A 26,010-nucleotide genomic window follows, 5' to 3' on the forward strand; every position below is an offset into this window, starting at 1 on the left:
ACGCTCAGGCTCAGGCTCAGGCTCAGGCTCAGGCTCAGGCTCAGGCTCAGGCTCAGGCTCCGGCGCTGTCGCGCACGACGGCGATCCCCGCCTCGCGCTGGCGCTTCAGTTCCGCCTTCAGCTTGGCCGGGTTCTGCGGCCAGACGAAGCCGAAGCTCACCCCGCCCTCTTTCCCGATGGTCGCATGGTGGAGCTTGTGCGCCTGCACCAGCCGCTTGGCATAGCCGCGCTTGGGCACGAACCTGAAATAGCGCTGGTGGACGAGGCCGTCGTGGACCAGCGTGTAGATGACGCCGTAGATCGTCACGCCGACGCCGATCCAGAAGGCGGGCGGCCAGGCGGCGTCGCCCAGCAGCAGTTCGCTGCCCCACACGAACATCGCGATGCTGATGGCTGCGCCGACGAGCGCGTAGAGGTCGTTCTTCTCGAACCGGTTGTCGTGCGGCTCGTGATGGTCGCGGTGCCAGCCCCAGCCGAAGCCGTGCATCACGTATTTGTGCAGCGCCCAGGCATAGAATTCCATCGCCACGACCGTGGCGGCCACGATGGCGATGATCTGCCACAGGGTCACGTTGCGTCCTCCTTCACCGCTCCCGAGCGTGCTCGCCCCGGTTCCGCTCGCATGGAGCGTCGTGCGGCGGGCAATGCCCACCATGGCAACTGGGGGCGGTGGTGATGTTCAAGATGATAGCCGAAATGGAAACAGGTGAACAAGCTTGCAAGCGTGCCGAAATCGTCGCTGCGCGCATTGTGCCGGTCGGGGAACGGCTCCGCCGCGTGGCGGTGCGGGCGGTAGGTGCCGAAATAGAAGAGCTGGAACGAGCTGGCGATCGCCGGCAGGCCGTAGAGCAGCACCAGCTGCGCCATCGGCACGTCGAACACCAGCCAGTAGAGCGCCACCACGCCGTTGACCCACACAAGCGAGCTCCAGCCGAAATAGCGCTTCAGGAAAGTGCCGTACCAGCGCAGCACGTCGCGCGGATTGCCGGCGTCGAAATCGGGATCGCCGTTCGTACCGACATGGCGGTGATGCGCGAAATGCGCCTCGCGCATCCGCTTCCACGGAAAACCGGCGTAGAGGAACAGGAGAGCCGCACCGATCGCGGCATTGGCGCGCGGCCTGCCGGGCACCAGCGATCCGTGCATCGCATCGTGGCTGACGATGAAAAGCCCGACCGACAGCCAGCATTGCACGGCCGCCATCGTCAGCGCGAGCGGCAGGCTCGCCCAGGTCAGCTCGAAGACGAACAGCGCGTAGATGTGCAGCGCCAGCCATCCGCCGAAGACGGCCGCAGCCAGCGCCAGGCCGGTAACGGCCTGCCGGGTGCGATCGGTGCTGGGATGGGTGTGGTCCACCCAGACGCGCTAGATGACTGGCGCGCCTATGAAAAGGCGGACCTTAGCCCGCCTGCCCCTGGCACTGTTCGTCGGGCGCGCCCTTGGGGAAGAAATACTCTGCGATTTCCTCGCCGATCCGCGCCGGACGCAGCGTTTCGGCATCGATGCAGCACCAGCTCGACTTGACCTCCGCCAGCACTTCCTCGCCCCGCTCGATCACGGTGTGATAGAATGCGCGGGCGCCGCGCGTGCTTTCCAGCACGGTGCGGGCGATCACGTCGTCTTCGAGGAAGGCGGGCTTGCGATAGGTGATCTCGTGCTTGAGAGCGACCCACGCCCGCTCCGCCACAGCCTCTGCAGGCGCGAATTTCTGCCAGTGCGCCAGCACCGCGTCCTGCACCCAGCCAAGGTAGCGCGCGTTGTTCACGTGCCCCATGAAATCGATATCGGCAGGCTTGATGTCGATCGGGTGAGCGAAGGGTTTTGCTGACATGACTGTAAGTTAGACCCGAAGCCCTTACAATACCATGACCAACGCGGCCCATTGCGCGGATTTTTTCCCGCGGCGCAGTCTGCGTGTTGCAACGAAATCGCGCGCCATGCACTAGAGTGGGCATGAGCAAGAGCAACAAGAGCCTGTCCGGCGCCGCCATCGCAGCCGGTGCCGCCATCGGGTCCGCCGCGATCGCCGCGGGCCTGCTATACGCCGGGAAACGGCGCAAATCCTCGGAAGACAAGGACGGGAAAGGCCGTCAGCTGCCGCCAATCCCGTCGGGCGAAGACCCACAGACCGACTAGACCCAATCTGACAACATCGAGGGAGAGACCCATGAAAGCCGTGCTGACCAAGGAAGTGGGCGGGCCCGAAACGCTCGTCGTGGAACAGATCGACAGCCCAGCGCCCGGCAAGGGCGAAGTGCTGGTCGATGTCGCAGCCTGCGCGATCAACTTCCCCGACACGCTGATGATCCGCGACCTGTACCAGTTCAAGCCCGAGCGTCCCTATTCGCCCGGTGGCGAGATTTCGGGCACGATCACGGCCGTCGGCGAAGGTGTCGACGGCTGGAAGGTCGGCGACCGGGTGCTGTCGGGCATCGGCAGCGGTGGCCTGCGCGAACAGGTCGCGGTCGAGGCCGGACGCCTGTTCAAGGTGCCCGAAGGCGTCAACCTGGTCGATGCATCCGCATTGCTGATGACCTACGGCACCATGATCCACGCGCTCAAGGATCGCGGCGACATCAAGCCGGGCGAGACCGTGCTGGTGCTCGGTGCGGCAGGCGGCGTGGGCCTCGCCTCGATCGAGCTGGCCAAGGCCTACGGCGCGAAGGTCGTCGCTGCCGTCTCCAGCGACGACAAGGCCAAGGCCGCCGTGGAAGCGGGCGCGGACGAGACCGTCGTCTACCCCCGCGCGCCCTTCGACAAGGAGCAGTCCAAGGCGCTCGCCGGCGATTTCAAGAACGCCGTGGGTCCCAACGGCGCCGACATCGTCGTCGATATCGTCGGCGGCGACTATTCGGAGCCCGCGCTGCGCTCGATCGCGTGGGAGGGCCGCTTCCTCGTGATTGGCTTCCCCGCAGGGATCGCCAAGATGCCGCTCAACCTCACGCTCCTGAAAAGCTGCGACATTCGCGGCGTCTTCTGGGGCGCCTTCGCCGCGCGCGATCCGAAAGCCAATGCGCAGAACATCGCCGACCTGTTCGAGTTCTGGAAGGACGGCAAGATCGCCCCGCGGATCAGCGAGACCTTCAGCCTCGACGAAGCGCACACCGCGATCCAGAAGCTCGAAAACCGCGAGGCGGTCGGCAAGCTCGTGGTGGTGATGGACAGCTAAGGGCCGGGCTCTGCCCGGTCGGCAGCGCCCCACCCTACCCACCTGTGCGGGCCTTGGTGAAACGAAGTCCGGCAAGCTCGCTTGCCGCACGGCGGCCACGCGACTATCTGCAAGCGCGAGCAAGACACAAGAAGGCACCTGTTCGATGACCGATTTCAACGACCGCCGTCGAGGCGAAGAAGCCAAGTATGCGATGGACGAGGAAACCGCCTTCAAGGTCGCCGCGCGCCGTAACCGGCTGCTCGGCGAATGGGCGGCGGATCTCATGAACCTGACCGAGGAAGAAACCGACAGCTACCGCAAGGCGGTGGTCCAGGCCGATTTCGAGGAAGCGGGCGACGAAGACGTGATCCGCAAGGTTCTGGGCGATCTGACCGCGGCAAGCTGCGATGTCGACGAAGCCAAGGTCCGCGCCAAGCTCGCCGAATGCGGTGTCGAGGCGCGTCGCCAGCTGATCGGCGGGGTGTAAGACCAATGCCGATGGCTGCGGACGAAATCGAGGCGATGATCAAGGACGCGTTGCCCGGTGCCGAGGTCGAAATGCGCGATCTCGCCGGGGACAACGACCACTGGGCGGCGAAAGTCGTCGCCCCGCAATTCGCGGGCAAGAGCCGCGTGCAGCAGCACAAGATGGTCTACGAAGCGCTCGACGGAAAGATGGGGGGCGTCCTGCACGCCTTGCAACTCACGACCGAGCCTCCCAAGTGACGATCAATAGCTAAAAGCAAACGGCGGTTTATTCAAAATGGCAGATACCAAAGAACGCATTTCCGGCATCGTCGGCGAAAACGAGGTCGTCCTTTTCATGAAGGGCACGCCCCTGTTTCCGCAATGCGGCTTTTCCAGCCGGGCGGTCCATATTCTCGACCATTGCGGCGTGGCCTACGAAAGCGTCGACGTGTTACAGGACATGGAAATTCGGCAGGGCATCAAGACCTTTTCGGACTGGCCCACGATCCCGCAGCTCTACGTGAAGGGCGAGTTCGTCGGCGGCAGCGACATCATGACCGAGATGTTCGAAGCGGGCGAATTGCAGCAGATGTTCACCGAAAAGGGTGTGAAGACCGCCGACTGACCGGCGGCCCCGTCGACCGACGCGCAGGGGGGACGGCGCATCGGTCGTTTCGGTATCGGCCCCGGGAGACGTGGGGTCGACGGGTGGCCATCAAGCTTCGGGGAGGCGGCGCCGGGAGACTATCGGCCCCGCCTCGTTACGAAGATCAGGATGCGACAAGATATGCACCACGCGTGCCAGTTTGTCGCACCCACGCTGATATAGGCATACCAATGGTTAACGCCTTCCCCGCCCCATCCCCGATTGTAAGAATTCCCGACACAAGGCGAGGCATGGCTCGTGGCTGAGGGCCAAGCGCAGGATACGCGCGACGTGGGCATCCCCGCCGCGACGGTCGTGATCTTCCGCAATGCGCCCGACGGCGGCGCTCCTCATATCCTGATGCAGGTCCGCTCGCGCGCGCTCGCCTTTGCGGGCGGCATGGCGGTCTTTCCCGGTGGGCGCGTGGATGCCGCGGACCATGCCCTCGCCCAGACGACCGGGACGCCCGACCCCGACGAGGCGGCGCACAGGATCGCCGCGATCCGCGAAACGCTGGAAGAAACGGGGCTCGCGCTGGGCCTGCGCGGCGCCATCGATGCGACGCGCGCGAAGGAGGCGCGCGCGCTCCTCCTGAAAGAAGGAACGCTCGCGGCGGTGCTGGATCGGTTCGACTGGTCACTCGCGCCCGAGGATCTCGTGCCCTTCGCCCGCTGGTATCCGAAGAACGAGCGCCTGCCCCGCCTGTTCGACACGCGCTTCTATCTCGCCGATCTCGGCACCGGCGCGGTCGACATCGAAGTCGACGCGCAGGAGAACACGTGCCTGTTCTGGACCAGCGCGCGCGATGCGCTGGCGAATGCCGATCGCGGCGAGATCGAGGTGATCTTTCCCACCCGCCGCAACCTGGAGCGGCTGGCGCAGTTCGAGACCTTCGCCGATGCGCGCGCGCATGCCGAAACCACGCCGGTCCGCACGATCGTCCCGTGGATCGAGGAGCGGCTCGAAGGCCGCAGCCTTTGCATTCCCGACGATTGCGGCTATCCGGTTACTTCGGTGCCGCTGGACGACGCGAAGCGGGGCTGAGGCCCGCGATTATCGGAAAGCCTCCGGTTGCGATCAAGACTCGAACTCGGATGACCGACAATCAAAAAGCCCCGGCACCCTTGCGGGACCGGGGCTTTTTTAATGGCGCGCCCGAAAGGATTCGAACCTCTGACCCCCAGATTCGTAGTCTGGTGCTCTATCCAGCTGAGCTACGGGCGCCCGTGAGGCGCCGCACATAGGTGGGGTGCCCGGGCTTGGCAATGCTTTTGTCGCGAAATCCGGGATAAGTCTTCACCTATCCGGCATTTGATCGAAAAACTGCGCGTGAAGCCGCGCATCCAGCGGCGGCTTGGGCAAGTCGGCGATCGCGTCGGGGGCGAACCAGGCCCATTCGCCGCCTTCGAGCGAGGCTGCCTCACCGCGCCATTGCGGGCAGTGGAACAGCAGCAGGAGGATCGGCCTGCCGTTCTCGCCTGTCGGCCCCGGGTCGGCGGCGAAGCCTGCCTCGCTCATCGCTTCCGCAGCCAGGCTCAGTCCCGACTCCTCCGCGATCTCGCGGACCAGCGCCTCGCGCAGCCCTTCCCCAGGTTCGACCTTGCCGCCCGGAAATTCCCACAAACCGCCGTGATGCTTGCCCGCCGGGCGGCGGTGCATCAGCCACCGACCGGCCCGATCCGGACCGATCGCGGCGGCGACGACGGGGAGATATGTCGGAAAATTTTCCATCTTGCTCGCCCGGTTTTACCCGGCCTTAACCCTGATCGACGAGATGTGCCGCACCCTCGGGCAAATGCGGTCGCGGGGAAAGACGCGAAGTGCATATTCCTGGGGGCCGACAGTGATCCGATTTCTCAAACGGCTGCACCGCGATCGCAGGGGCGCGACAGCGGTGGAGTACGGCCTCATCCTCGCCCTGATCTTTCTCGCGATGGTCGGCGCGATAGGCCGTTTCGCGAACTCGGTGGTCAACACCTGGGATACGGTGATCGACACCTCGCAGGCGGCGGTCGAGCGATCCTGAGCCCGGCGACTTAGGAAATTCTCAACCCTTACCGCCTAGACCGGGACCCAGCTCAATCCAAGGGGACGTGGAGCGAGCCGGGTAACGAAGACGATAACAGGAGACCGATTATGAAGTTTTTCAAGGAATTGCTGAACGACGAACAGGGCGCGACCGCCATCGAATATGGCCTCATCGCAGCTCTTATCGCCGTCGCCGCGATCACTGCCATGGGCAGCCTCGGCAACCAGCTGAGCAACACCTTCAACGCAGTCGAAGACGACATGGCGCCCAAGAAGGCCGGCTAAGACCGGTCGCTCTAGAGCGAAACAAAGGAAACGGCGGGGAGCGATCCCCGCCGTTTTCTTTTGTGCGGTATCCCTCAGCGCCCCCGCACGACGAGCTTCACCTGCTCGCCTGCCCGCAGGCCTTCGTTGGACCCGAGGCTGTTGAGAACGCGGAAGCGGGCCTCCTGCCCGTTGTCGTAGGCCATCCGGCGCGAAAGTGATGCAACGGTGTCGCCCGGCTGGACGGTGACGATATCGATCACGCGCGGGACGACCTGCGCGGCTTCGCTGGCGCTGATCCGGCGGAAGGATTCGAACATCGGCGTGAACACGCCCGACCGGCCCGCAGGCGTGATCGCCTGGTAATAATAGGTCTGGTTCCCGCCCATGTCGTAGGCGAACACGACCACGTCGACCTGGCTGTTACCCGAGGTCGCCCGCCCGATACCATATGCGGCGGGCAAGCCGTTGACGGTCGTGGTCTGGATCTGCGGGCGGATCGCCTGCCCCTGGCCCTGGCCCGAGAGCGACTGGAACGCGCTGCTCACGAATTGCGACAGGCTGCCGCTCGACTGGGCCACGCGCAGCTCGGCCTGCCCCGACTGGCCGTTGATCGTGACCTGCTGTGTGCCGTTGACGAGATAGAAGCCCTGCGGCGCGGTGAAGGCGAAGCGCAGATCGGGATGGATGAACTGCCGCCCTTCGACCACTCCCTGCTCGGGATCGTCGCCATAGGTCAGTCCGTCGATATTGCGCAGGAAGACCTCCCGATTGAGGACATTGCCCGTCCGACCCTGGGCGAGCGCGGCGGTGTCGCGCACGCGGCCTGCCGGATCGGGGTGGGTGGACGCCCATTCGGGAAGGCTGGCATTGTCGCGGCCCTGCAGCTGCGCATCGAGCGAGGATTGCTGCGCGAGGCTCGCCAGCACCGTGCTCATCGCGCGCGGATCGTATCCGGCGCTTTCGAGGTAGTTGACGCCGAGCACGTCGGCCTCTTCCTCCTGGCTGCGCGAAAAGCTGAGCGTGAGGAGCTGCGAGCCCTGCAGCGCGGCACGGCCGAGCGTGGAGCCGAGCTGGCTGTCGCCGAGCAGGATGCCCGAAAGGATCGCGCCCGCTGCGCCCAGCAAGGTGTTCTGCTGCTGCGTCTGCTGGCGGCGCTGGGCATGGCGGGCGGCGACGTGGCCGACCTCGTGGCCGAGCACGGCGGCCAGTTCCGCCTCGTTGTCCATCAGCGTGACGAGCTGCCGCGTCGTGTAGACGTAGCCGCCGGTGGTCGCGAAGGCATTGTTGACCGAGCTGTTGAGCAGCGAGACGGTGAAGGCGCCCTCGCTATTGGCGAGGCCCGACTGGACCGCGATCTTCTGGCCGACACCGCGAACATAGGTCGCCGTATTGCCCTGCATGGCGCCGCCGAATTCCTGCAGAATCTGCGAATGGTACTCGCGGCCCTGCTGTGCCTCGTTCTGCGTGATCGGCGTGTTCGGGCTGGGGATGTTTCCACCCCCCACGGCGGCGCATCCGGCGAGGCCGAACGCGAGGGCCACGGGCGAGGCAAAGGCAAGAATCTTACGGCGGCTCATTTGGGCATACTCCCCTGATGCATGTGTCACGAAGGACGCATGCATGCCTCCCTTCGCGGTCTGGCCTGTAAACAGGCAAGAGCGCGGCGGGGTTCCCGCAGAGCTGTTGTTGAGGGTCAGCCGCCGATGGCGAGGAAGCGTTCCGCGCGGGTTTCCTGCAACCGCAGCATGTCCTGCCCGGCGAGCTTGCCAAGCTCGTCGTCGATCGTGTCGGCGAGGTTGCGGATCGCGGTTGCGGGGTCCCTGTGCGCGCCGCCCACAGGCTCGGGCACGATCCGGTCGATTACGCCGAGCTCTTTCAGGTCCTGCGCCGTGACTTTCATCGCTTCTGCGGCATCGGCCGCCTTTTCCGCGGTGCGCCACAGGATCGAGGCGCAGCCTTCGGGCGAGATCACCGAATAGATCGCGTGTTCGAACATCAGCACCCGCTCGGCACTCGCCAGCGCAACCGCGCCGCCCGATCCGCCCTCGCCCACGATGGTCGCGACCATCGGCACGGGCAGCGCAAGACATGCCTCGGTCGAGCGGGCGATGGCTTCGGCCTGGCCGCGCTCTTCCGCCTCGATCCCGGGAAATGCGCCCGAGGTATCGACCAGCGTGACCACCGGCAGGCCGAATCGCCCGGCCAGGTCCATCAGGCGGATCGCCTTGCGATAGCCTTCCGGCTTGCCCATCCCGAAATTGTGCTTGAGTCGGCTTTGCGTGTCGTGGCCCTTTTCGTGCCCGATAAGCATCACCTGGCGTCCGCGCAAGGTCGCGAAGCCGCCGATGATCGCGTGATCCTCGCCGAAATAGCGATCCCCGCCCAGCGGCATGAAGTCGGTGAAGGCCTGTTCCACGTAGTCGCGGAAATGCGGCCGCTGCGGATGGCGCGCGACCTGCGTCTTCCGCCACGGGCTCAGCCCCTCGTAGAGGTTTCTGAGCAGGTCCGCGCTCTTCGCCTCGAGCTTCGCGAGCTCGTCGGCGATGTCGACCCCGCCGTCCTCATTGGCGGCGCGCAGTTCGGCGATTTGGGCCTGCAGCTGTGCCACAGGCTTCTCGAAGTCGAGAAAAGTCAGCATTACTCCGCGCTATCGGGGTGTCGCCCCGCGCGCAAGCCGCCTTCGCGCGCCAGAGGGTGTCTTTCGTTCACAAGTACGACCAGCCGCGCCGATTCGACATGGGTGTAGATCTGCGTCGTTGCGATATCCGCATGGCCGAGCAGCGTCTGGAGCGCGCGCAGGTCCGCCCCGCCTTCAAGCAGGTGGGTCGCAAAGGCATGGCGCAGGACGTGCGGGCTGATCTTCGCAGGCGTAATGCCTGCCCGCCCGGCCAGCGCCTTGATGAGCTGGTAGAGCCGGATGCGCGTCAGGTGGCTGCTGCGCGAGGGGAACAGCCAGGGCGAACCCTCGGGACGCACGACCAGCCAGCGCGAGAGGACGGCGCGCGCGCGGGTGCCCATCGGCACCAGCCGCTCCTTCCCGCCCTTGCCCGTGATCGTGAGGAAAGGCGCGTCGCGCGGTACGCTCGCCAGCGGCAGCGCCACCAGTTCGGTGGCGCGCAGGCCCGATCCGTACAGCAGCTCGAGCATGGCGAGCAGGCGCAACGGCCCGGGGGTGTCGTCCTGCGCCTCTTCCTCGGCCTGCGCGAAAAGCGCGGCGATCTGCGCATGGTCGAGCACCTTGGGCAGGTTGCGGCGCGGCGTGGGGCGCGGCAGCGCGGCGGAGGGATTGTCGCTGCGCAGGCCTTCGTCCTCGAGAAAGCCGAAGAACTGGCGCAGCGCCGAGGCCTTGCGCGCGACGGTTGCGGGGGCGAGGTCCGCCCAGGCTTCGCCCAGCCGTGCCAGCGCCTCGCGTGGGGCATCCTCCAGCGGGCCGACAATCTCGGCCGCGCCATCCAGATCGCGGCGATAGGCTGCTAGCGTGTTGGCCGCAGCCCCGCGATCGACGGCCAGAGCGGCAAGGAAATCTTCGATCGCGGTGCTCGCCATGGCGCTATCCGCGCGCGATCGCCTCCGCCGCGATCATCCGTGCCTCGGCTTCCATGCCGCTGCGATGGAGCGCGGAGACGATGTGATAGAGGTGGCGCGGGGTCATGCGGTTCCAGTCGTCGCCCTGTATGCCCAGCCCCATCAGGAAGGCGACAAGCGCGGCATTCTCTACCTCTGCAGCACGGTCGATCATCGCGCTCCAGCGGGTTTCGCGCGATAGACCAAGGTCGAGCTCGCGATCCCAGGAATTGCGCGTTCCACTGGAAATCCGGCCCAGCCCGGCAAGACCCGCGACCAGCAGGCCGGTGCGCGCCTGGCCTGCGCTGCCATCATTGTCGCGGAAATCGTCGATCTCGTTGCGGGAGACCTCGTCCCACTCGGGCAGGCCGACCGCCAGCATCGCCCAGCCGGCATCGCCCTCATCCACGACATCGCGCCAGCGGGCCGCGTCGAGATCGAGCCCGGCGGTGAACATCGAAGCGATCAGCGGCGCGGCGTCGCCCACGAACTGATCGGTGGCGGGGATGCGCGCGGCGGCATAGGCGGTCAGCACCTGCCGGTCGTGCGGGATCGCGGCACCGTCGCCCCACAGGCTGCGGATCGCCGCGAGCCGTGCGGCGGGATCGGGATCGACATAGGCAGCGCGAAGCTGCGCCGCGTCGGTGCCGATCGCACCTTCGTTGCCGCTGGTGGCGTAGGCCTGCGAATAGAGATCGATCAGCGCCGAGGAGGAGAAAATCCCCTCCCGCGCGGCGCGGCGCGCGCCATCGAGGCGCAGCGCGAGGGGCAGCGACGGCAGCGATGCGGCGGCGCGCTGGTAATAGGGCCCGGCATCGTCGACCAGCCGTTCGGGTAGCGAAATGCCGAGCGCGTTGGCGAGACCGTAGCGCCACGGCGTCAGTTCCTCGACCTCGTCCCACTCGATCGTGACCGCGCTGTTTCCGAGCCCCGCCGCGCCCGCGAACCGCTGCGCCAGCAGAACGTCGATCAGGTCGAAATCTCCCTGCCCCGAGGAGTCGCGCATCCGCAGCAGGTCGCTGCGCGCACGCGAGGCCTCGCCCGCATAGGCATCGCAGATCGAGCGGACCATGCGCCACTGCGCATCCTCGCGATAATCGCCGCGCAACACGGCAAGCGGGCATGCGCCGACGATATCGCCGGTCGCGATGTAGGCGTCGACCGCCGCATTCGCGAGACGCGCATTCCACGCATCGATGTCGACGTCCTGCGCAAGCGCGCGCGCCGCGCCGAATTCTCCCATCCGGTTGAGCAATTGCGCGCGCAGGCCAGCGAACTCTGCACCGCTCATATTCGCAGGCGGCGCAAGGCGACTGGCCAGCGCACGGCGCAGGGTGATGTGCCCCCAGCGCGACACGAGCCGCCCCTGCGTGCCCGAGATCGCCGCGCGGACCAGCGATTCGGGCTGGTTGGCGAGCGAGGCGGCGGGCAGCCCGCCCTCACCCTCGGCAAGAATCCCCACACGGCTCGTTTCGCGGCGCTGCGCGGGCGGAATATCGAAGCTCGGCCGCAGGCCCAGAAGTTCGTCCAGCTCGTCGGTATCGAGCGCTTCGAGTTCTTCCAGCGTGGGCAGGCGTCCGCGACCGCTGCCAGAGGATTCGTCGGCGGAATCGCTCTGTCCGGCCCCGGTACCTTCATTCTCCTGCACAGCGGGCGACGCGGTGGGTGAAGGTGCCGCGCTCGGCGAAGGTGCCGGTGCGGGAGCCGGGGCCGGGGCCGGGCTCGGTGCAGGGTCCTGCGTCTCAGGCGGAAGCAGCGACTGCGGATTGCCTGCAGCCAGCGCGATCGGCGCGGCGAGAACCGCCAGGGCGACGCCGGCGAGCAGTCCGCGGTTCGAACGCGGCCTCATTGCGCGCCCTCGGGCAGGTCGACGCTCTGCACGACCGGTCGCAGCGGCTCTTCGCCGCCATCCCACCAGGCCCAGACAAGCACTGCGAGGATCACGAGCGCCCCCGCACCGATACGCCGCCAGGTGCTCTGCGAAATCTCTATCTGCACGCGTTACGATACCCTTTGTTGCCTTCGCCCTAGCCCATCTCTACGCCGCCGAGCAATGGAGCCCGTGCGAACCAATGCGGCCATGGCCCGGATCGACGCGCTGAGCGCGCGGCTCGATCGCCCCATCGCGCTCGTCGGACTGATGGGCGTGGGCAAGTCCACCGTGGGCAAGCGGCTCGCCGACATGCTTGGCCGCGGCTTCGTGGATGCCGACGACGCGATCGAGGACGCAGCGCAGCTTTCCATCGCCGAGATCTTCAGCGAATTCGGCGAGGACTATTTTCGCGACGGTGAACGGCGGGTGATCGCGCGGCTGATCGAGGAAAAGCACGGCGTGATTGCCACGGGCGGCGGCGCCTTCGTCAATGCGGAGACGCGCGCGCTGCTGCTGGAGAAAGCGGTGACGGTGTGGATCGACTGCGATCTCGCCACCTTGGTGGAGCGGACCGGACGGCGCGACCATCGCCCACTCCTGCGCAACGGCGATCCCGAGGAAATCCTCGGCCGCCTGCTGCGCGAACGCGCGCCGCTCTACGCACAGGCGCATATTCGGGTGGAAGGCCAGAAAGGCCCGCACAACCGCACCGCATGGGCGATTATCGAAGGGATCGAGCAATGGCTGTGATCGACGTGGCGCTGGCAGGGCGCAGCTACGAGGTGCGGGTGGGCACCGGCCTGCTCGATCGTATCCATGCAGAAGCGCATGGCTTCCTCGAACCCTTCGGCAAGCGGGCGGTGCCGATCGTCGCGGACGCCGAGGCTCGCCGCCTGCATGGCGAGCGATTGCAGGCTTCCTTTCGCTCCGCCGGACACGCGATCGACTGGTACGAGGTGACGCCCGGCGAATGCTCGAAAAGCTGGGCCGAGCTCGAGCGGCTGACCGACTGGCTGCTGGAGCGCGGCGTTACGCGGAGCGATCATGTCTTCGCGCTGGGCGGCGGTGTGGTCGGCGACCTCGTCGGCTTTGCCTGTGCGATCCTCAAGCGCGGTTGCGGCTTCGTGCAATTGCCCACCACGCTGCTGGCGCAGGTCGATTCGAGCGTCGGCGGCAAGACCGCGATCAATGCGAATGCTGGCAAGAACCTGATCGGCGCGTTCCACCAGCCCTCGCTGGTGCTGGCCGACACGAAATGCCTCGCCACCCTACCGCAGCGCGAGATGCGCGCGGGACTCGCGGAGGTCTTTAAATACGGCCTGCTGGGCGATGCCGGGTTCTTCGCCCGCGTCGATGAGCAGAGCACCGCGATCCTTGCCTGCGACGTCGGTGTGCTCGAACCCGTCATCGCCCACTGTGTGGGCATGAAGGCACGGATCGTCGCCGAGGACGAGCGAGAGACGAAGGATGCCCGCGCGCTGCTAAACCTCGGCCACACCTTCGGCCATGCGCTGGAGGCAGAGACCGGCTTTTCGGACAAGCTGCTGCACGGCGAGGCGGTGGCGCTGGGCATGGTGCTCGCGGCGCGTTTCTCCGCCCGGCGCGAGCTGGTTGCGCTGGCGGATGCGGAAGCCGTGGCCGATGCACTGGCACGCGCCGGCCTGCCGACCGAGATTGCCGCGCTGGGCCTCGACTGCGACGGCACCACCCTCGCCCGTCACATGCGCAACGACAAGAAGGCCGAGGCGAGCACGGTGCCCTTCATCCTGCTGCGCGCCATCGGCGAGGCTTTCGTCGCGCGCGATGTCGACTTGGCCGATGTCGCGGCGTTCATGGACGAGCAGCTGCAGGCGCATTAGGCGCGCCGCTTCGCCTCCTCCGGCTCTCGCGGATGGTCGAGAGAGTGCATCGCGCTCGCATCGCCAAGCAGATCCCTAGGAATGACGGACATCGAACCGTCCGATTCCAAGACTACATAGGCGATCAGGGAGCGATCGCCGAAGCCGCGCATCCGGATCGCGATGTCCACCTCCACCTCGGTTACCCGCTCGGAAATCATGGCTTCGGCATCGAGTTCACCATGCCGCAGCAGGACCGCCGGATCGGACCGGACGAAACGTCTCCATGGCTCGAAACTGACAGATGCCTTGGAGACCAGCCATTGCATCCCGATCAGCATAATTACCGCAACCAGCCCTTCGGCCAATGCCACATCCTCGCTCAGCAGGATGCTCGCCAGGGTCGAACCCAGCGCGACCGTCACGACATAATCGAACACATGCAGTTTGGAGAGCGCGTGCTTGCCTGCCATCCGCAGAACCAGCGTCATGCTCCCATATGCGAATACCGCGGCGGCCATGGTGCGCAGCAAGCCGGGGCTGCCGGTATAGAAGACCTGGCTCCAGTCCATCGGAGTTACTCGCGCCGCGACGCCGGGCGCGGCGTCCGAAGGGTGCAACGCACGACGGCGATCCGGGTGCCGGTTCAGGTCCGGTGGGCTAAAACAGCCTTGAGCCGTCTGGCACTTGTCTGTCAGGCGCAAACAGCACGACCTCCCCCGCCTCGTCCGCAAAGCCCAGCGTCAGCACTTCGGACATGACCGGGCCGATCTGGCGCGGCGGAAAGTTGACCACTGCCGCGACCTGCCGCCCGACCAGTTCGTCGCGCGAGTAATTCGCGGTGATCTGAGCGCTGGTCTTCTTCACGCCGATTGTTGGCCCGAAGTCGATTTCCAGCCGATAGGCAGGCTTGCGCGCCTCGGGAAACTCATGCGCCGCGACCACGGTGCCGATACGGATATCGACCTTCAGGAACTGGTCGAAACTCGTTTCCTCCGCTGCGGGCGCATTGGGTTCGTGCGAGAAGTGCACTATTCCAGCTCCAGGATCACCTCGTCCACCGCAAGGCTGTCGCCTTCCGCGGCGTTGATCTTCGAGATCGTGCCTTCCTTCTCGGCGCGGAGGATGTTCTCCATCTTCATCGCCTCGACCGTGGCGAGCGGCTGGCCCGGCTGGACCTCCTCGCCCTCTTCCACATGCAGTTTCACCAGCAGGCCGGGCATCGGGCAGATCAGCATCTTGGAAAGATCGGGCGGCTCCTTCTCGATCATGTGATCGAGCAGCGGGGCGAGCCGCGCGGGGATCGCGAGGCCCTTGTGCGTCTTGCCGCGCGTGGTCAGCGCCCAGGTGCTGCTGCTTGTCCGGCGCAGCTGGATGGCGAGGTTCTCGCCATTCCCGCTCGCCGCCGCGAGGACCATGCCGGGCTGCCAGTCGGTCGTGCCCGCAATCCACTCGCCATCGACGGTCGCCCCGCCCTCGCCCAGTTCGACTTCGAACTTCCTGCCATCGATCTTGACCAGCCAGTCGCGCGGCGGCTTGGGCGCTCCGTCCAGCCGCCCCGAAATCTGCCCCTCGTGCGCCATCAGGCTGAACTGCGCGCCCGCCATCAGCGCCGCGACCAGCCGCAGGCGCGGCTCTTCCACCGCCGCGCCCTGGAAGCCGTCGGGATATTCCTCGGCAATAAAGCCCGTCGTCAGCTCGCCCGAACGGAAGCGTCGATGCTGCATGATCGCGCTGAGGAAATCGATATTGTGCCCCGGCCCCTCGACGCGGAAGGCGTCTAGCGCTTCGACCTGCAGATCCGCCGCGGCATCGCGCGTTGGCCCCCAGGTGATCAGCTTGGCGATCATCGGGTCGTAGAAGATCGAAACCTCGCCGCCTTCGAACACGCCATCGTCGACGCGTACGCCGCCGCCGCCGGTTTCGTAGCCGCGCCGCCCGGCAGGGCCGCTGTCGCCCGTCCAGCCGGGCACCGGCGGTTCGTAGCGGACCAGCCGCCCAATGCTGGGCAGGAAGTTGCGGTAGGGGTCTTCGGCATAGACGCGCGTTTCGATCGACCAGCCGTCGATCCCGATTTCGTCCTGGCCGAAGGGCAGTTCCTCGCCCGCTGCCACGCGGATCATCCATTCGACTAGGTCGACGCCCGTGATCGCCTCGGTCACCGGGTGTTCGACCTGCAGGCGGGTGTTCATTTCGAGGAAGTAGAAGCTCTCGCCGGTCTTGTCCGCGCCGCTGACGATCAGCTCGACCGTCCCGGCAGAGAAATAGCCGACCGCTTTCGACAGCGCGACCGCCTGCTCGCCCATCGCCTTGCGCATTTCGGGCGTCACGAAGGGCGATGGCGCTTCCTCGACCACCTTCTGGTGGCGGCGCTGGATACTGCACTCACGCTCGTTCAGGTAGAGCGTGTTGCCCTGCCTGTCGGCGAGGATCTGGATCTCGATGTGCCGCGGGTCTTCGATGAACTTTTCGATGAAGACGCGGTCGTCGCCAAACGAGTTGAGGCCCTCGCGCTTGGTCGCCTCGAACCCTTCCTCGACATCCGTGTCGTTCCAGGCGAGACGCATGCCCTTGCCGCCGCCCCCGGCGGAGGCCTTCATCATCACCGGGTAACCAATTTCGTTGGCGATCTTCAGCGCGTCTTGCGTGGTGTCGATCGCGCCTTCGGAGCCCGGCACGATGTTCACGCCCGCTTTGTGGGCCAGCTTCTTCGATTCGATCTTGTCGCCCATCGCGGCGATCGCCTTGGCCGGCGGCCCGATGAAGACGATGCCTTCCTTGTCGAGCGCTTTGACGAAGCTCGCGCGTTCGGACAGGAAGCCGTAGCCCGGGTGAACCGCCTCGGCGCCGGTCGCCTTGCACGCCTCGATGATCTTGTCAGCCAGCAGGTAGGACTCAGCGGCGGGCGCGGGGCCGATATGCACCGCCTCGTCCGCCATCTTCACGAAGGGCGCGCGCGCATCGGCATCGGAATAGACCGCGACGGTGGCGATCCCCATGCGCTTGGCGGTCTGGATGACGCGGCAGGCGATTTCGCCGCGATTGGCAATAAGGATTTTCTTGAACATCAATTGGGTCCGTCGGTCAGTTCACGGAGTTTTACGGTGCGCTCGCGCGTCAGCTTCGCCTTGCAGCCGCTGATGAGCATCGGTTCCATCGAACCACCGCGCGCGAGATAGCCTTCGCTGCGGCAATGCGTGTCGCGATAGACGAGCCACGCACGCTGCGCCGTAAGCAGGGTCTGGAAATAGCCGGGGCGACCGTCCTCGTAGTCGGTATCCTTGTCGAGCCGCTTCATTTCGGCCGAGGCCTTGTCCCACGCCGCGTTCAGCTTCCGGTCGGCGGCCGCGTAGTCGCGGCCCGCACAGATGTTCATCGCCGACTGGGTCGTCGGTTCTTTGCAATCGACCTTCGGCTCGGCGGCCTGCGCGCCCGAAAGCAGCAGCATTGCGGTCAATATCATGGTCCGGCCTCCTCTATCGTGGCATCCGCATAGCCGATTAACGCATGAGCGTAAGCCCTTGTGCCCCGCCGTTCCCCCTCGCCATCGAGAAGGCTGCGCATGGCACTGGCGAGCCGCTGCACATTGGCGCGCGAAAGGCTGCCGAGCGGCGCGACGTAGACGCCGATGGTGAACAGGATCGCGCCCGTCTGCGGCAAGCGGCGCAAGGTCTGCCGTTCGGACCGGACGAAGAGCGTTTCGCCTGCATTTGCGGACGTGACATGCTCGAAAGCCTTGTCTGGCGGCGCGGCGACCCAGCGCATGTCCGGCGTGGCTGCGATGAACCAGTTGGCGCGGCCGTAGATCGGCCCGGGTTCGAGCTTGGTCATGAAATGGTCGACGCCGCTCGCAAGTTGTTCCTCGTAGCCCTGGATCGGCGCATGCAGCGCGCGCAGCGGCAGGCCCAGCTTGTCGGCGGGGGTCCAGTCGGATGGCCAGGCGACGGCAGCGCCGATCAGGCGGTATTGATCCTCGTCCGGATGGCGGGTGAGCAGGCACATGTCCTCGTGCCGGGCGGCGGCGACTTCGGCAAGCGCACCTTCGACGCCGAGCATGGCGGCGAGTTCGCGGCCCGGCGCATCGGCTTCGGGCGTCAGCTGGATACCTTGCGCAAAGGCCGCAAAACCCTGCACCCGCGCGGCAGGATCGGGATCGGGCTGGAGCCACTCGCTTTCATCGAGCTTCGCGAGCCCCATCTTGAGCTGCCCTCCGCCACGCGCCTTGGGGAGCAGTTCGTCGACCGAAAAGCCGAGGGTCATTCTGCGGCAGTATCGGGACCGCCGCCCTCGCACCTCAGCACCAGTCCGTACTCCGCCAGCCAGTCCGCCTCGGTCGGGAGCAGGTATTGCAGCGCCTCGGGCATCAGGCCGTGCAGGCTATTGGCGTGGTGCAGGTCGGCGCGCCGGTCGGAGAAGCAGTAGGGCTGCCCCTCCCCCATCTTGGCGAGCAGCGTGAACATGCCCTGTTCGGTCTCGCCACCCTCGTCGGCCAGCGACAGGTAGAGCGGCGGACGACCGCCGACCGGTCGGCTCGCATCGAGGGCCAGCGATTGCCCGTCCCATTGCAGGCTGGGAGAAATCGCCGCGTAGCCGGTGAAAAGCTCGGGCCGATCAAGCCAGGTCTCGACCACGAAATGCCCCGCCGCGCTTTCGCCCAGCAGGATGATCGTGCCATCATTGCGATAGCGCTCACGCAAGAGCGGCAGCACCTTGTCCGCGAGCCATGTGCGAAAGGCCTCGCTCTCGCCTGCGGTGGGATATTCCGCTTTTTCACCCGCAACGGAGGTCTCGGGCAACAGCTCGCGCTGCCGATCCACGGTCTGGATGCCGACCAGAATTGCAGGCTGGCTGCGGCCCCACAAGCGGTTCCATTTCTCCAGCCCGTTGCCGAGGAAAAGGTCCTGATCCACCCCGCCGTCGAGCTGCACGATAATCGGCCAGCTTGTGTCGGGCTGGTCAGCGTAATCGGGCGGAAGGATGACGTTGACCGCGCGGTCCTCCCCCAAAGCTTCGAGAGTGTAGCTCTCACCCACCACGATCGGCTCGGGCTCCGGTACAGCCGCAGGCTGGCCGGATGCGAGCAGCAGCGCGGCGAGCGCGCCGATCACTCCGCAGGCTCCGCCACCTTGCACACCCGGGCAGGCTCTTCCTGCATCAGCGGCGTGACCCCCAGCTTGGCGAACAGCGCACCGTCGCTGTCGTCGCCCGCATTGGGCGCGGTCAGCAGCTTGTCGCCGGTGAAGATCGAGTTCGCGCCCGCGAGGAAGCACAGCGCCTGTGTAGCCTCGGACATGCTCTCGCGGCCCGCAGAGAGCCGGACCATGCTCATCGGCATGCAGATACGCGCCACCGCCACGGTGCGGACGAATTCGATATCGTCGATCTTGGCGAGCGGCGTATCGGCCAGCATATCGCCCAGCACGGTGCCCTTGACCGGGACCAGCGCGTTGACCGGCACGCTCTCGGGATGCCGCTCCAGCGTGGCGAGCGTGTGGACGAAGCCGACGCGATCCTCGCGCGTCTCGCCCATGCCAACGATCCCGCCGCTGCACACGTTGATGCCCGCATCGCGCACGTGTCGCAGCGTATCGAGCCGGTCCTGATAGTTACGGGTGGAGATCACCCGCTCGTAATATTCCGGCCCGGTGTCGATATTGTGGTTGTAGTAGTCGAGCCCCGCCTCTTTCAGCATATCCGCCTGTTTCGGCGTCAGCATGCCGAGCGTCATGCAGGTCTCCAGCCCCATGTCGCGCACGCCCTTCACGATCTCGACGATTGCGGGCATGTCGCGGTCCTTGGGGTTGCGCCACGCGGCGCCCATGCAGAAGCGCTGGCTGCCCGCATCCTTCGCCTGCGCTGCGGTTTGCAGCACGGCGCGCACATCCATCAGCTTGGTCGCCTCGACGCCGCTATCGGCCTTCACCGATTGCGAACAATAGCCGCAATCCTCAGGGCACCCGCCGGTCTTGATGCTAAGCAGCGTGCACAGCTGAACCTGTTCGGGCGGATGGTTCTCCCGGTGCACGCTCGCGGCCTGGAATAGCAACTCGGTGAAGGGAAGGTCGAAGAGGTCCGCGATTTCCTCGCGGGACCAGTCGGTTCGGATTGGGGTCATGGAACAAGGCTCAATAGAAAGGTGGAGAGAAAGGCGCCGATTCCGAGCCCGAAGCCGGTGGAGCTTACGCTCTTGTAGAATGCGATGCGTTTGGGACGATGTTCTTGCCGACCTTCCGCTTCGACGATTTCCAGCATCCCCGAATAGGCTGCCGCGCCGCCGAGCGCGAGGAAGGCCACGACGATCGCCATGGGTAGCGGCTCGATCACGATGTCAGTCTGACTGCCGATCGAGAGAACGCCTCCCAGCGTAATCAGCGAGAGCGTGGTCAGATGCTTGAAAAAATCGAACAGCCGGTCGTTTGGCAAGTCGACAGGGTGGCGTGTCGGATCGTCCTGAAGCTCGTCCGATGCGGGATCGGCAGCCTCGGCGCTAGTCGCGCCAGATCGTCCAGCATCGCGATAGTCGGTGCAATCGCAGCCCTTCACCGCGCAGGCGAGCTCCTCGTCACCCCGGGCGTGGTGCGTGCCTTTGGGATGGCCGCAACGGATACAGTCGGCTGACATCCCGCCCTCAGCCCGCGGCCGCCAGTGCCTGGTCGAGGTCGGCCTTGATGTCCTCGATATTCTCGATCCCGACCGACACGCGGACCACGTCCGGCCCCGCCCCCGCCGCGATCAGCTCGGTTTCGCCGAGCTGGCTGTGCGTGGTCGAGGCCGGGTGGATGATGAGCGAGCGGGTGTCGCCGATATTCGCGAGGTGGCTGAACAGCTTCACCTTGGAGACCAGCGCCCGGCCCGCCTCGAAGCCGCCCTTCAGCCCGAAGGTGAACACCGCGCCGCCGCGCCCGCCGAGATATTTCTGCGCCAGTTCGTGATAGTCGCTATCGGGCAGCCCGGCGTAGGAGACCCAAGCGACCTTCTCGTGCGCCTTGAGCCATTCGGCCAGCTCCAGCGCGTTGTCGCAATGCCGGTCCATCCGCAGGTGCAGCGTTTCCATGCCGGTCAGCGCGAGGAAGGCGTTCATCGGCGCGAGCGCGGGGCCGAGATCGCGCAGGCCCAGTACACGGCAGGCGATGATGAAGGCGATCGGGCCGACCGGCTCGAGCGCATCGACCAGCACCGCGCCGTGGTACGACCCGTTGGGCCGGGTGAGCGAGGCGAACTTGTCGCCTTGCGCCTTCCAGTCGAACTTCCCGCTGTCGACGATCACCCCGCCGACTGCATTGCCGTGGCCGTTCAAGAACTTGGTGGTCGAATGCGTGACGATGTCCGCACCGAAATCGAACGGCCTGCACAGCGCGGGCGTCGCCATGGTGTTGTCCACGATCAGCGGCACGCCGCCCGCGTGGGCGACATCGGCAATCGCGGAAATATCGCTGACCACGCCGCCCGGATTGGCGAGGCTTTCGATGAAAACGCAGCGCGTCTTGTCGTCCATCGCGGCGCGGATGTTCTCGGGATCGTCGGCATCGACGAAGCGCGTCTCCCAGCCGAACTTGAGGAACGCCTCGCCCATCTGGTTGAGTGACCCGCCGTACAGCTTCCTCGCCGCGACGATGTTGCACCCCGGCTCCATCAGCGTGTGGAACGCGATCAGCTGCGCCGCATGGCCCGACGCGACGCCCAGCGCACCGACACCACCCTCCAGCGCCGCGACCTTCTTCTCCAGCGCGTCGTTGGTCGGGTTCATGATCCGCGAATAGATGTTCCCGAACTCGGAGAGCGAGAACAGGTTGGCCGCGTGATCGGGGCTGTCGAACACATAGCCCGCTGTCTGGTAGATCGGCGTGATGCGCGCATTCGTGGTCGGATCGGGCTCGCACCCGGCGTGGACGGCGAGCGTTTCGGGGTGGAGGTCGGTCATGTGCGGACTCCGTGTGGTCGGTTTAGGGGATCGTCGACGGGGATCGACAACTGCGATGGGTGGGACCGGCCGGTGCGGGTCGCGCTCGGCATCGGACATTCCTCATTTTCACAACCGATGCGGCTGAACTGGTAATGATCTGCGGATAGGTCACGAAATCTATCGAACATCGATCAACCACTCGCAACGTGTCGCATCCGTGCCGATTGGCCCATGCTTTCTGACCTTGTACCTCCATCTATCGCCTGTAGCATAAAGACAGCGGACCTCCGCCTCGTCACATACGCGATCGTTTGCTTGCCTGTCAGCAAACCCTTGTCGGTCACGGCCAATACCACCTGACCAGTCCAACAAAGCATCAGGCAGCTGATACCGACCTTCTGCCAAGCGGTCGACTTGGACCGCCCCCTGGACTTCACTCCGCCGCTTCCTCGATCTCATCGTCGGCAGGCGGCATATTGTGGCCGAGCAGGCGCAGCATGTCCGCCGCGCATTCGACCACGTTGCTGCCCGGGCCGTAGATGCCCTGCACGCCTGCATCGCGCAGGAACTGGTAGTCGCTCTGCGGGATCACGCCGCCGGCGGTCACCTTGATGTCCGCGCGGCCAGCATCCTTGAGCAGGTTGATCAGCTCCGGGATCAGCGTCTTGTGGCCTGCCGCCAGCGAGGATGCCCCGATCGCGTCGACATTCTCTGCCAGCGCCATCTCCAGCGTTTCATGCGGGGTCTGGAACAGCGGACCGCTGACCACATCGAAGCCCATGTCGGCAAAGGCGCTCGCGACCACGTTCGCGCCGCGGTCGTGCCCGTCCTGGCCCATCTTCGCGATCATGATCTTCGGCTTGCGGCCCAGCCGCTGCTCGACCGCGTCGACGCCCTCAACCACCTGCTGGTAGCGGTTATCCTCGGCATAGGCCTTGGAATAGACGCCCTTCACCGGGGTCGGCTTGGTGTCGTAGCGGCCGAAGACGTCTTCCATCGCGCTGGAAATCTCGCCCAGCGTGGCATCCTGCCGCGCGGCCTCCACCGCAAGCGCCAGCAGATTGCCCTGCTTCTGCGCCGCACCGCGCGACAGCGCGTCGAGCGCGGCCTGGCAGGCCATCTCGTCACGCTCGGCACGCACGCGCTCGATCCGTTCGATCTGCGACTTGCGGACCTTGTGGTTGTCGATATCGAGCGTGTCGATCTCGTCTTCCTTGTCACGCCGGTACTTGTTCACGCCGACGATCACCGTCTCGCCGCGGTCGACATTGGTCTGCTTTTCGGCGGCCGCCTGCTCGATCCGGCGCTTGGGTTCGCCGGACGCGACATATTTGGTCATGCCGCCCGCCGCATCGACTTCCTCGATGATCTTTTTCGCTTCCTCGACCAGCTTCGCGGTCAGCGCCTCGACATAATACGACCCGCCCAGCGGATCGGCGACATTGGTGATGCCGGTCTCTTCCTCCAGCACCAGCTGCGTGTTGCGCGCGATGCGGGCGGAGAAGTCGGTCGGCAGCGCGATCGCTTCGTCGAGCGCATTGGTGTGGAGCGACTGCGTGCCGCCCAGCACCGCCGCCATCGCCTCGATCGTGGTGCGGATGACGTTGTTGTAGGGGTCCTGCTCTTGCAAGCTCACGCCCGAGGTCTGGCAGTGCGTGCGCAGCATCTTGGATTTGGGGTCCTGCGCGCCCAGCCCTTCCATCACGTCGTGCCACAATGCACGCGCGGCGCGCATCTTGGCGATCTCCATGAAGAAGTTCATCCCGATGCCCCAGAAGAACGAAAGGCGCGGGGCGAAGGCGTCGATATCGAGGCCGGTGTCCATCGCGCGCTGGGCATATTCCTTGCCGTCGGCGATGGTGAAGGCGAGTTCCTGCACCGCCGTCGCGCCCGCTTCGTGCATGTGATAGCCGCTGATGGAAATGCTGTTGAAGCGCGGCATGTGGTCGGATGTGTACGCGATGATATCGCTCACGATCCGCATGCTCGGCTCGGGTGGGTAGATGTAGGTGTTGCGGACCATGAACTCCTTGAGGATGTCGTTCTGGATGGTCCCCGACAGGTCCTTCTGCGCCACGCCGCTGCGCTCGCCCGCGACAATGTAGAACGCCATCACCGGGATCACGGCGCCGTTCATCGTCATCGAGACGGACATTTCGTTGAGCGGGATCTGGTCGAACAGCACCTGCATGTCCGCCACGGTGTCGATCGCGACGCCCGCCTTGCCGACATCGCCGACCACGCGCGGGTGGTCGGAATCATAGCCCCGGTGGGTGGCGAGGTCGAAGGCGACGCTCAGCCCCTTCTGCCCCGCGGCGAGGTTGCGACGGTAGAAGGCGTTGGATTCCTCGGCGGTGGAGAAGCCTGCATACTGGCGGATCGTCCACGGGCGGCCGGTATACATGCTGGCGTAGGGCCCGCGCGTGAACGGCTCGAAACCGGGGACGCCGGGGTCGAGCCCCTCGGCATCCGCGCTGGTGTAGAGCGGCTTTACATCGAAGCCTTCAGGGGTGTGCCACGTGAGATCGCGGCCTTTCACTTCCTTGTCGGCCTTGGCTTTCCAGTCGTCGTATGTGGGGGTCTTGTCGGTCATGCCCCTCCCCTAGCGCCTCGGGTAGATCGAAGTCGAGACACCTTGCACCGATCAGGCGGCGGCGCTTTCCCTAGAGGAAACGAGCTTGTGCCAGCGCGATAGGTTTTCGAGCCCGTCGGTCGTATCGAGACCGATAAAGCTGGCGAAATCGACCGTGGTCAGCAGCAGGATATCGGCGGCGGTGTAGCTGTCGCCTGCGAGATATTCGCTCTCCGCCAGCGAGGCGTCGAAGAACCGCAGCGCCTCGGCGACGCGCGGGCGGTTGGCCTCGCCCCACTCGGCATTGCGCCCGGGGAGCGCGGCGGTGAAGGGATGCGTGTGGACCCACACCTGCGCGACCGGCGGCATCAGGATCATCTCGACCCGTCGGCACCACATTTCGATCTGCGCGATCTCGACCGGGCCGGTGCCGAACAGCGGCGGCTCGGGATGCTCGGCCTCGAGATAGCGCATGATCGCGACGCTTTCGGCGATGACGGTGCCATCATCGAGCTCGAGGATCGGCGTCTGCCCGCGCGGGTTCTTGGCGAGGTATTCGGGCGCCTTCTGTTCGCGCTGCGGGATCGACACCTCTTTGGAGGGCAGCTCGACGCCCTTCTCGGCAGCGAAAATGCGCACCCGGCGCGGGTTCGGCGCGGGATTGGGGCTATCGTAGAACAGCATCGAAGTTCCTCTCCTCTTCCCTCTCCCCGTGCGGGGAGAGGATAGCAAAGCCTGGTCGCGAAGCGGCCTGGCGACGCTTGGAGAGGGGCGCACAGGGTACGACGCGTCGAACTCCCCTCTCCCAACCCTCTCCCCACATGGGGAGAGGGCTATTGGGTCAGTTCGACCAGTGTGCGCCGTCCTTCGGCGTCTCCATGATCTCGGTCAGCTGGCCCATCATGTCCTTGGGGTGGAGGAAAAAGATCGGCGTGCCGTGCGCACCGATGCGCGTGGGGCCGAGAATGCGCTTGCCCTTCCCCTCGAACCACTCGCGCGCCGCCTCGATATCTTCCACCTCGTAGCAGACATGGTGCTGGCCGCCGGCGGGGTTCTTGGCGAGGAAGCCGTTGATCGGGCTCGCCTCGTCGAACGGCTCGATCAGCTCGATCTGCGTGCCCTTGCCGACTTCGCCCGTGCTGTCGGGCGTATCGACGAAGCAGACCTTCACGCCCTGTTCGGGCAGGTCGAAAGGCTCGGTGATCCGCACCGCGCCCATCGTGTCGCGGTAGTAGGCAATCGAGTCCGCGATCGAAGGCGTCGCGACGCCGATATGGTTGAGACGGCCGAGTTTCATTCAATCTACTCCGTTCTCCCGGAGGATGGTTTCCATAGCACGAGCTTCAGCCTCGCTCACGCCATGCTCCTCCAAAAACGCGCGATCATCTTCGTTAAAACCGTAGGAATTGGGGTCAGAGGCCCATTCCTCCCGTTCTTGGGGGAGCAAAGTCCGGTTCACCCGGTCAATCGTGTTCGAAGGGTTGTCCGCATCAGCGGCATACTCGGCTGTCCCTGATTCCATGACGTCATAGTCTAACGCCTCATTCGCAACGCTTTGGGTTTCAGGTTCATACGCTGCGCGAGGCTGGTCCTCGCCCCAGGAAACGTAAACCACAAACACTAGAGCGAGCACGCCCAACAAAATGATTGGTGCCTTCTCTAGCGCTTCGTCTTCATCGTCATGCCGCTGCATCAGAACC

Annotated in this window: 32 protein-coding genes and 1 tRNA gene; 10 read left to right on the top strand and 23 right to left on the bottom strand. The window is 65.7% G+C overall.

The features are described from left to right. Nucleotides 1–52: 52 nt before the first annotated feature. From DL238_RS11645 to DL238_RS11655, 3 genes are read right to left on the bottom strand one after another with little or no spacing between them, the layout of a single operon-like run. On the bottom strand, nucleotides 53–571 hold the full coding sequence (locus DL238_RS11645) for a sterol desaturase family protein (protein ID WP_181883899.1): 519 nt from the start codon (nucleotides 569–571) through the stop codon (nucleotides 53–55). Next, nucleotides 568–1,356 (bottom strand): fatty acid desaturase, encoded by a 789-nt coding sequence (locus tag DL238_RS11650; protein ID WP_115492416.1) that lies wholly within the window; start codon nucleotides 1,354–1,356, stop codon nucleotides 568–570. The genes DL238_RS11645 and DL238_RS11650 overlap by 4 nt, the downstream gene beginning before the upstream one ends. A gap of 43 nt (nucleotides 1,357–1,399) precedes the next feature. Continuing rightward, the gene (locus DL238_RS11655; RefSeq protein ID WP_115492417.1) at nucleotides 1,400–1,831 is read right to left on the bottom strand and encodes an acyl-CoA thioesterase; all 432 of its coding nucleotides are present in this window, start codon (nucleotides 1,829–1,831) and stop codon (nucleotides 1,400–1,402) included. A gap of 122 nt (nucleotides 1,832–1,953) precedes the next feature. On the opposite strand from DL238_RS11655, the gene DL238_RS11660 reads away from it, so the two are divergent. From DL238_RS11660 to DL238_RS11685, 6 genes are all read left to right on the top strand, one after another. Beyond that, a complete protein-coding gene (locus tag DL238_RS11660) occupies nucleotides 1,954–2,136 on the top strand; it encodes a hypothetical protein (protein ID WP_115492418.1) in 183 nt (60 codons plus the stop codon). Between the two features lie 31 nt (nucleotides 2,137–2,167). Continuing rightward, on the top strand, nucleotides 2,168–3,169 hold the full coding sequence (locus tag DL238_RS11665; protein WP_115492419.1) for an NADPH:quinone oxidoreductase family protein: 1,002 nt from the start codon (nucleotides 2,168–2,170) through the stop codon (nucleotides 3,167–3,169). A gap of 145 nt (nucleotides 3,170–3,314) precedes the next feature. Further along, nucleotides 3,315–3,638 (top strand): DUF1476 domain-containing protein, encoded by a 324-nt coding sequence (locus DL238_RS11670; protein ID WP_115492420.1) that lies wholly within the window; start codon nucleotides 3,315–3,317, stop codon nucleotides 3,636–3,638. Nucleotides 3,639–3,643: 5 nt separating this feature from the next. Beyond that, the gene (locus tag DL238_RS11675) at nucleotides 3,644–3,877 is read left to right on the top strand and encodes a BolA/IbaG family iron-sulfur metabolism protein (RefSeq protein WP_115492421.1); all 234 of its coding nucleotides are present in this window, start codon (nucleotides 3,644–3,646) and stop codon (nucleotides 3,875–3,877) included. A 37-nt stretch (nucleotides 3,878–3,914) separates the two neighbouring features. Then, nucleotides 3,915–4,244, top strand: coding sequence for a Grx4 family monothiol glutaredoxin (grxD, locus tag DL238_RS11680; RefSeq protein ID WP_115492422.1), 330 nt, complete (start codon nucleotides 3,915–3,917; stop codon nucleotides 4,242–4,244). 279 nt (nucleotides 4,245–4,523) lie between these two features. After that, a complete protein-coding gene (locus tag DL238_RS11685; RefSeq protein ID WP_181883900.1) occupies nucleotides 4,524–5,309 on the top strand; it encodes an NUDIX hydrolase in 786 nt (261 codons plus the stop codon). A 103-nt stretch (nucleotides 5,310–5,412) separates the two neighbouring features. Here the strand turns inward: DL238_RS11685 and DL238_RS11690 are convergent. Then, nucleotides 5,413–5,489 (bottom strand) — tRNA-Arg (locus tag DL238_RS11690). Nucleotides 5,490–5,561: 72 nt separating this feature from the next. Next, on the bottom strand, nucleotides 5,562–5,996 hold the full coding sequence (locus DL238_RS11695; RefSeq protein ID WP_115492423.1) for a (deoxy)nucleoside triphosphate pyrophosphohydrolase: 435 nt from the start codon (nucleotides 5,994–5,996) through the stop codon (nucleotides 5,562–5,564). Between the two features lie 112 nt (nucleotides 5,997–6,108). On the opposite strand from DL238_RS11695, the gene DL238_RS11700 reads away from it, so the two are divergent. After that, nucleotides 6,109–6,291, top strand: coding sequence for a Flp family type IVb pilin (locus tag DL238_RS11700; protein ID WP_181883901.1), 183 nt, complete (start codon nucleotides 6,109–6,111; stop codon nucleotides 6,289–6,291). Nucleotides 6,292–6,401: 110 nt separating this feature from the next. Continuing rightward, nucleotides 6,402–6,578 carry a Flp family type IVb pilin gene (locus tag DL238_RS11705; protein WP_115492424.1) on the top strand — a complete coding sequence of 59 codons (177 nt, stop codon included), beginning with the start codon at nucleotides 6,402–6,404 and terminating at the stop codon, nucleotides 6,576–6,578. A 74-nt stretch (nucleotides 6,579–6,652) separates the two neighbouring features. Here the strand turns inward: DL238_RS11705 and DL238_RS11710 are convergent, their stop codons facing one another. The 5 genes from DL238_RS11710 to DL238_RS16155 form a co-directional block, all read right to left on the bottom strand. Continuing rightward, nucleotides 6,653–8,137, bottom strand: coding sequence for a M48 family metalloprotease (locus DL238_RS11710; RefSeq protein ID WP_115492425.1), 1,485 nt, complete (start codon nucleotides 8,135–8,137; stop codon nucleotides 6,653–6,655). A 116-nt stretch (nucleotides 8,138–8,253) separates the two neighbouring features. Beyond that, a complete protein-coding gene (locus DL238_RS11715; RefSeq protein WP_115492426.1) occupies nucleotides 8,254–9,198 on the bottom strand; it encodes an acetyl-CoA carboxylase carboxyltransferase subunit alpha in 945 nt (314 codons plus the stop codon). Beyond that, complete coding sequence (locus tag DL238_RS11720) at nucleotides 9,198–10,106, bottom strand: tyrosine recombinase (protein WP_115492427.1); 909 nt, start codon at nucleotides 10,104–10,106, stop codon at nucleotides 9,198–9,200. Before DL238_RS11720 ends, DL238_RS11715 begins: the two co-directional genes overlap by 1 nt. A gap of 4 nt (nucleotides 10,107–10,110) precedes the next feature. Then, entirely contained in the window at nucleotides 10,111–11,973 is a 1,863-nt protein-coding gene (locus DL238_RS11725; protein ID WP_115492428.1) for a hypothetical protein, read from the bottom strand. After that, nucleotides 11,970–12,122: a hypothetical protein gene (locus tag DL238_RS16155; protein WP_181883902.1), complete on the bottom strand. Its 153-nt coding sequence runs from the start codon at nucleotides 12,120–12,122 to the stop codon at nucleotides 11,970–11,972. Before DL238_RS16155 ends, DL238_RS11725 begins: the two co-directional genes overlap by 4 nt. 55 nt (nucleotides 12,123–12,177) lie before the next feature. On the opposite strand from DL238_RS16155, the gene DL238_RS11730 reads away from it, so the two are divergent. After that, a complete protein-coding gene (locus DL238_RS11730) occupies nucleotides 12,178–12,747 on the top strand; it encodes a shikimate kinase (RefSeq protein WP_115492429.1) in 570 nt (189 codons plus the stop codon). Then, entirely contained in the window at nucleotides 12,738–13,856 is a 1,119-nt protein-coding gene (gene aroB, locus DL238_RS11735) for a 3-dehydroquinate synthase (RefSeq protein WP_115492430.1), read from the top strand. The genes DL238_RS11730 and aroB overlap by 10 nt, the downstream gene beginning before the upstream one ends. Here the strand turns inward: aroB and DL238_RS11740 are convergent. The 13 genes from DL238_RS11740 to DL238_RS11800 form a co-directional block, all read right to left on the bottom strand. After that, the gene (locus tag DL238_RS11740) at nucleotides 13,853–14,407 is read right to left on the bottom strand and encodes a DUF421 domain-containing protein (protein ID WP_115492431.1); all 555 of its coding nucleotides are present in this window, start codon (nucleotides 14,405–14,407) and stop codon (nucleotides 13,853–13,855) included. The two genes, aroB and DL238_RS11740, sit on opposite strands and share 4 nt — an antisense overlap. An 88-nt stretch (nucleotides 14,408–14,495) precedes the next feature. Beyond that, on the bottom strand, nucleotides 14,496–14,867 hold the full coding sequence (locus DL238_RS11745) for a tRNA-binding protein (protein WP_115492432.1): 372 nt from the start codon (nucleotides 14,865–14,867) through the stop codon (nucleotides 14,496–14,498). Beyond that, nucleotides 14,867–16,903 carry an acetyl-CoA carboxylase biotin carboxylase subunit gene (locus DL238_RS11750; protein WP_115492433.1) on the bottom strand — a complete coding sequence of 679 codons (2,037 nt, stop codon included), beginning with the start codon at nucleotides 16,901–16,903 and terminating at the stop codon, nucleotides 14,867–14,869. The genes DL238_RS11745 and DL238_RS11750 overlap by 1 nt, the downstream gene beginning before the upstream one ends. Continuing rightward, on the bottom strand, nucleotides 16,903–17,298 hold the full coding sequence (locus DL238_RS11755) for a lysozyme inhibitor LprI family protein (RefSeq protein ID WP_115492434.1): 396 nt from the start codon (nucleotides 17,296–17,298) through the stop codon (nucleotides 16,903–16,905). Before DL238_RS11755 ends, DL238_RS11750 begins: the two co-directional genes overlap by 1 nt. Next, nucleotides 17,295–18,095: a heme-dependent oxidative N-demethylase family protein gene (locus DL238_RS11760; RefSeq protein WP_115492435.1), complete on the bottom strand. Its 801-nt coding sequence runs from the start codon at nucleotides 18,093–18,095 to the stop codon at nucleotides 17,295–17,297. The genes DL238_RS11755 and DL238_RS11760 overlap by 4 nt, the downstream gene beginning before the upstream one ends. Next, complete coding sequence (locus DL238_RS11765; RefSeq protein ID WP_115492436.1) at nucleotides 18,092–18,943, bottom strand: alpha/beta hydrolase; 852 nt, start codon at nucleotides 18,941–18,943, stop codon at nucleotides 18,092–18,094. The genes DL238_RS11760 and DL238_RS11765 overlap by 4 nt, the downstream gene beginning before the upstream one ends. Next, nucleotides 18,940–19,950, bottom strand: coding sequence for a biotin synthase BioB (gene bioB / locus DL238_RS11770; protein WP_115492437.1), 1,011 nt, complete (start codon nucleotides 19,948–19,950; stop codon nucleotides 18,940–18,942). Before bioB ends, DL238_RS11765 begins: the two co-directional genes overlap by 4 nt. Next, nucleotides 19,947–20,378 (bottom strand): hypothetical protein, encoded by a 432-nt coding sequence (locus DL238_RS11775; protein ID WP_115492438.1) that lies wholly within the window; start codon nucleotides 20,376–20,378, stop codon nucleotides 19,947–19,949. The genes bioB and DL238_RS11775 overlap by 4 nt, the downstream gene beginning before the upstream one ends. Nucleotides 20,379–20,463: 85 nt before the next feature. Beyond that, nucleotides 20,464–21,756 (bottom strand): O-acetylhomoserine aminocarboxypropyltransferase, encoded by a 1,293-nt coding sequence (locus DL238_RS11780; protein WP_115492439.1) that lies wholly within the window; start codon nucleotides 21,754–21,756, stop codon nucleotides 20,464–20,466. A gap of 415 nt (nucleotides 21,757–22,171) precedes the next feature. Then, nucleotides 22,172–24,331: a methylmalonyl-CoA mutase gene (gene scpA, locus DL238_RS11785; protein ID WP_115492440.1), complete on the bottom strand. Its 2,160-nt coding sequence runs from the start codon at nucleotides 24,329–24,331 to the stop codon at nucleotides 22,172–22,174. A 51-nt stretch (nucleotides 24,332–24,382) separates the two neighbouring features. Then, nucleotides 24,383–24,994 (bottom strand): glutathione S-transferase family protein, encoded by a 612-nt coding sequence (locus DL238_RS11790; RefSeq protein ID WP_115492441.1) that lies wholly within the window; start codon nucleotides 24,992–24,994, stop codon nucleotides 24,383–24,385. 157 nt (nucleotides 24,995–25,151) lie between these two features. Then, nucleotides 25,152–25,607, bottom strand: coding sequence for a methylmalonyl-CoA epimerase (gene mce, locus DL238_RS11795; RefSeq protein ID WP_115492442.1), 456 nt, complete (start codon nucleotides 25,605–25,607; stop codon nucleotides 25,152–25,154). Then, nucleotides 25,608–26,003 (bottom strand): hypothetical protein, encoded by a 396-nt coding sequence (locus tag DL238_RS11800; protein WP_147291015.1) that lies wholly within the window; start codon nucleotides 26,001–26,003, stop codon nucleotides 25,608–25,610. It lies immediately after the preceding gene. Between the last annotated feature and the right edge of the window lie 7 nt (nucleotides 26,004–26,010).

This window comes from Alteriqipengyuania lutimaris, from assembly GCF_003363135.1.
Classification (GTDB): Bacteria; Pseudomonadota; Alphaproteobacteria; order Sphingomonadales; family Sphingomonadaceae; genus Alteriqipengyuania; species Alteriqipengyuania lutimaris.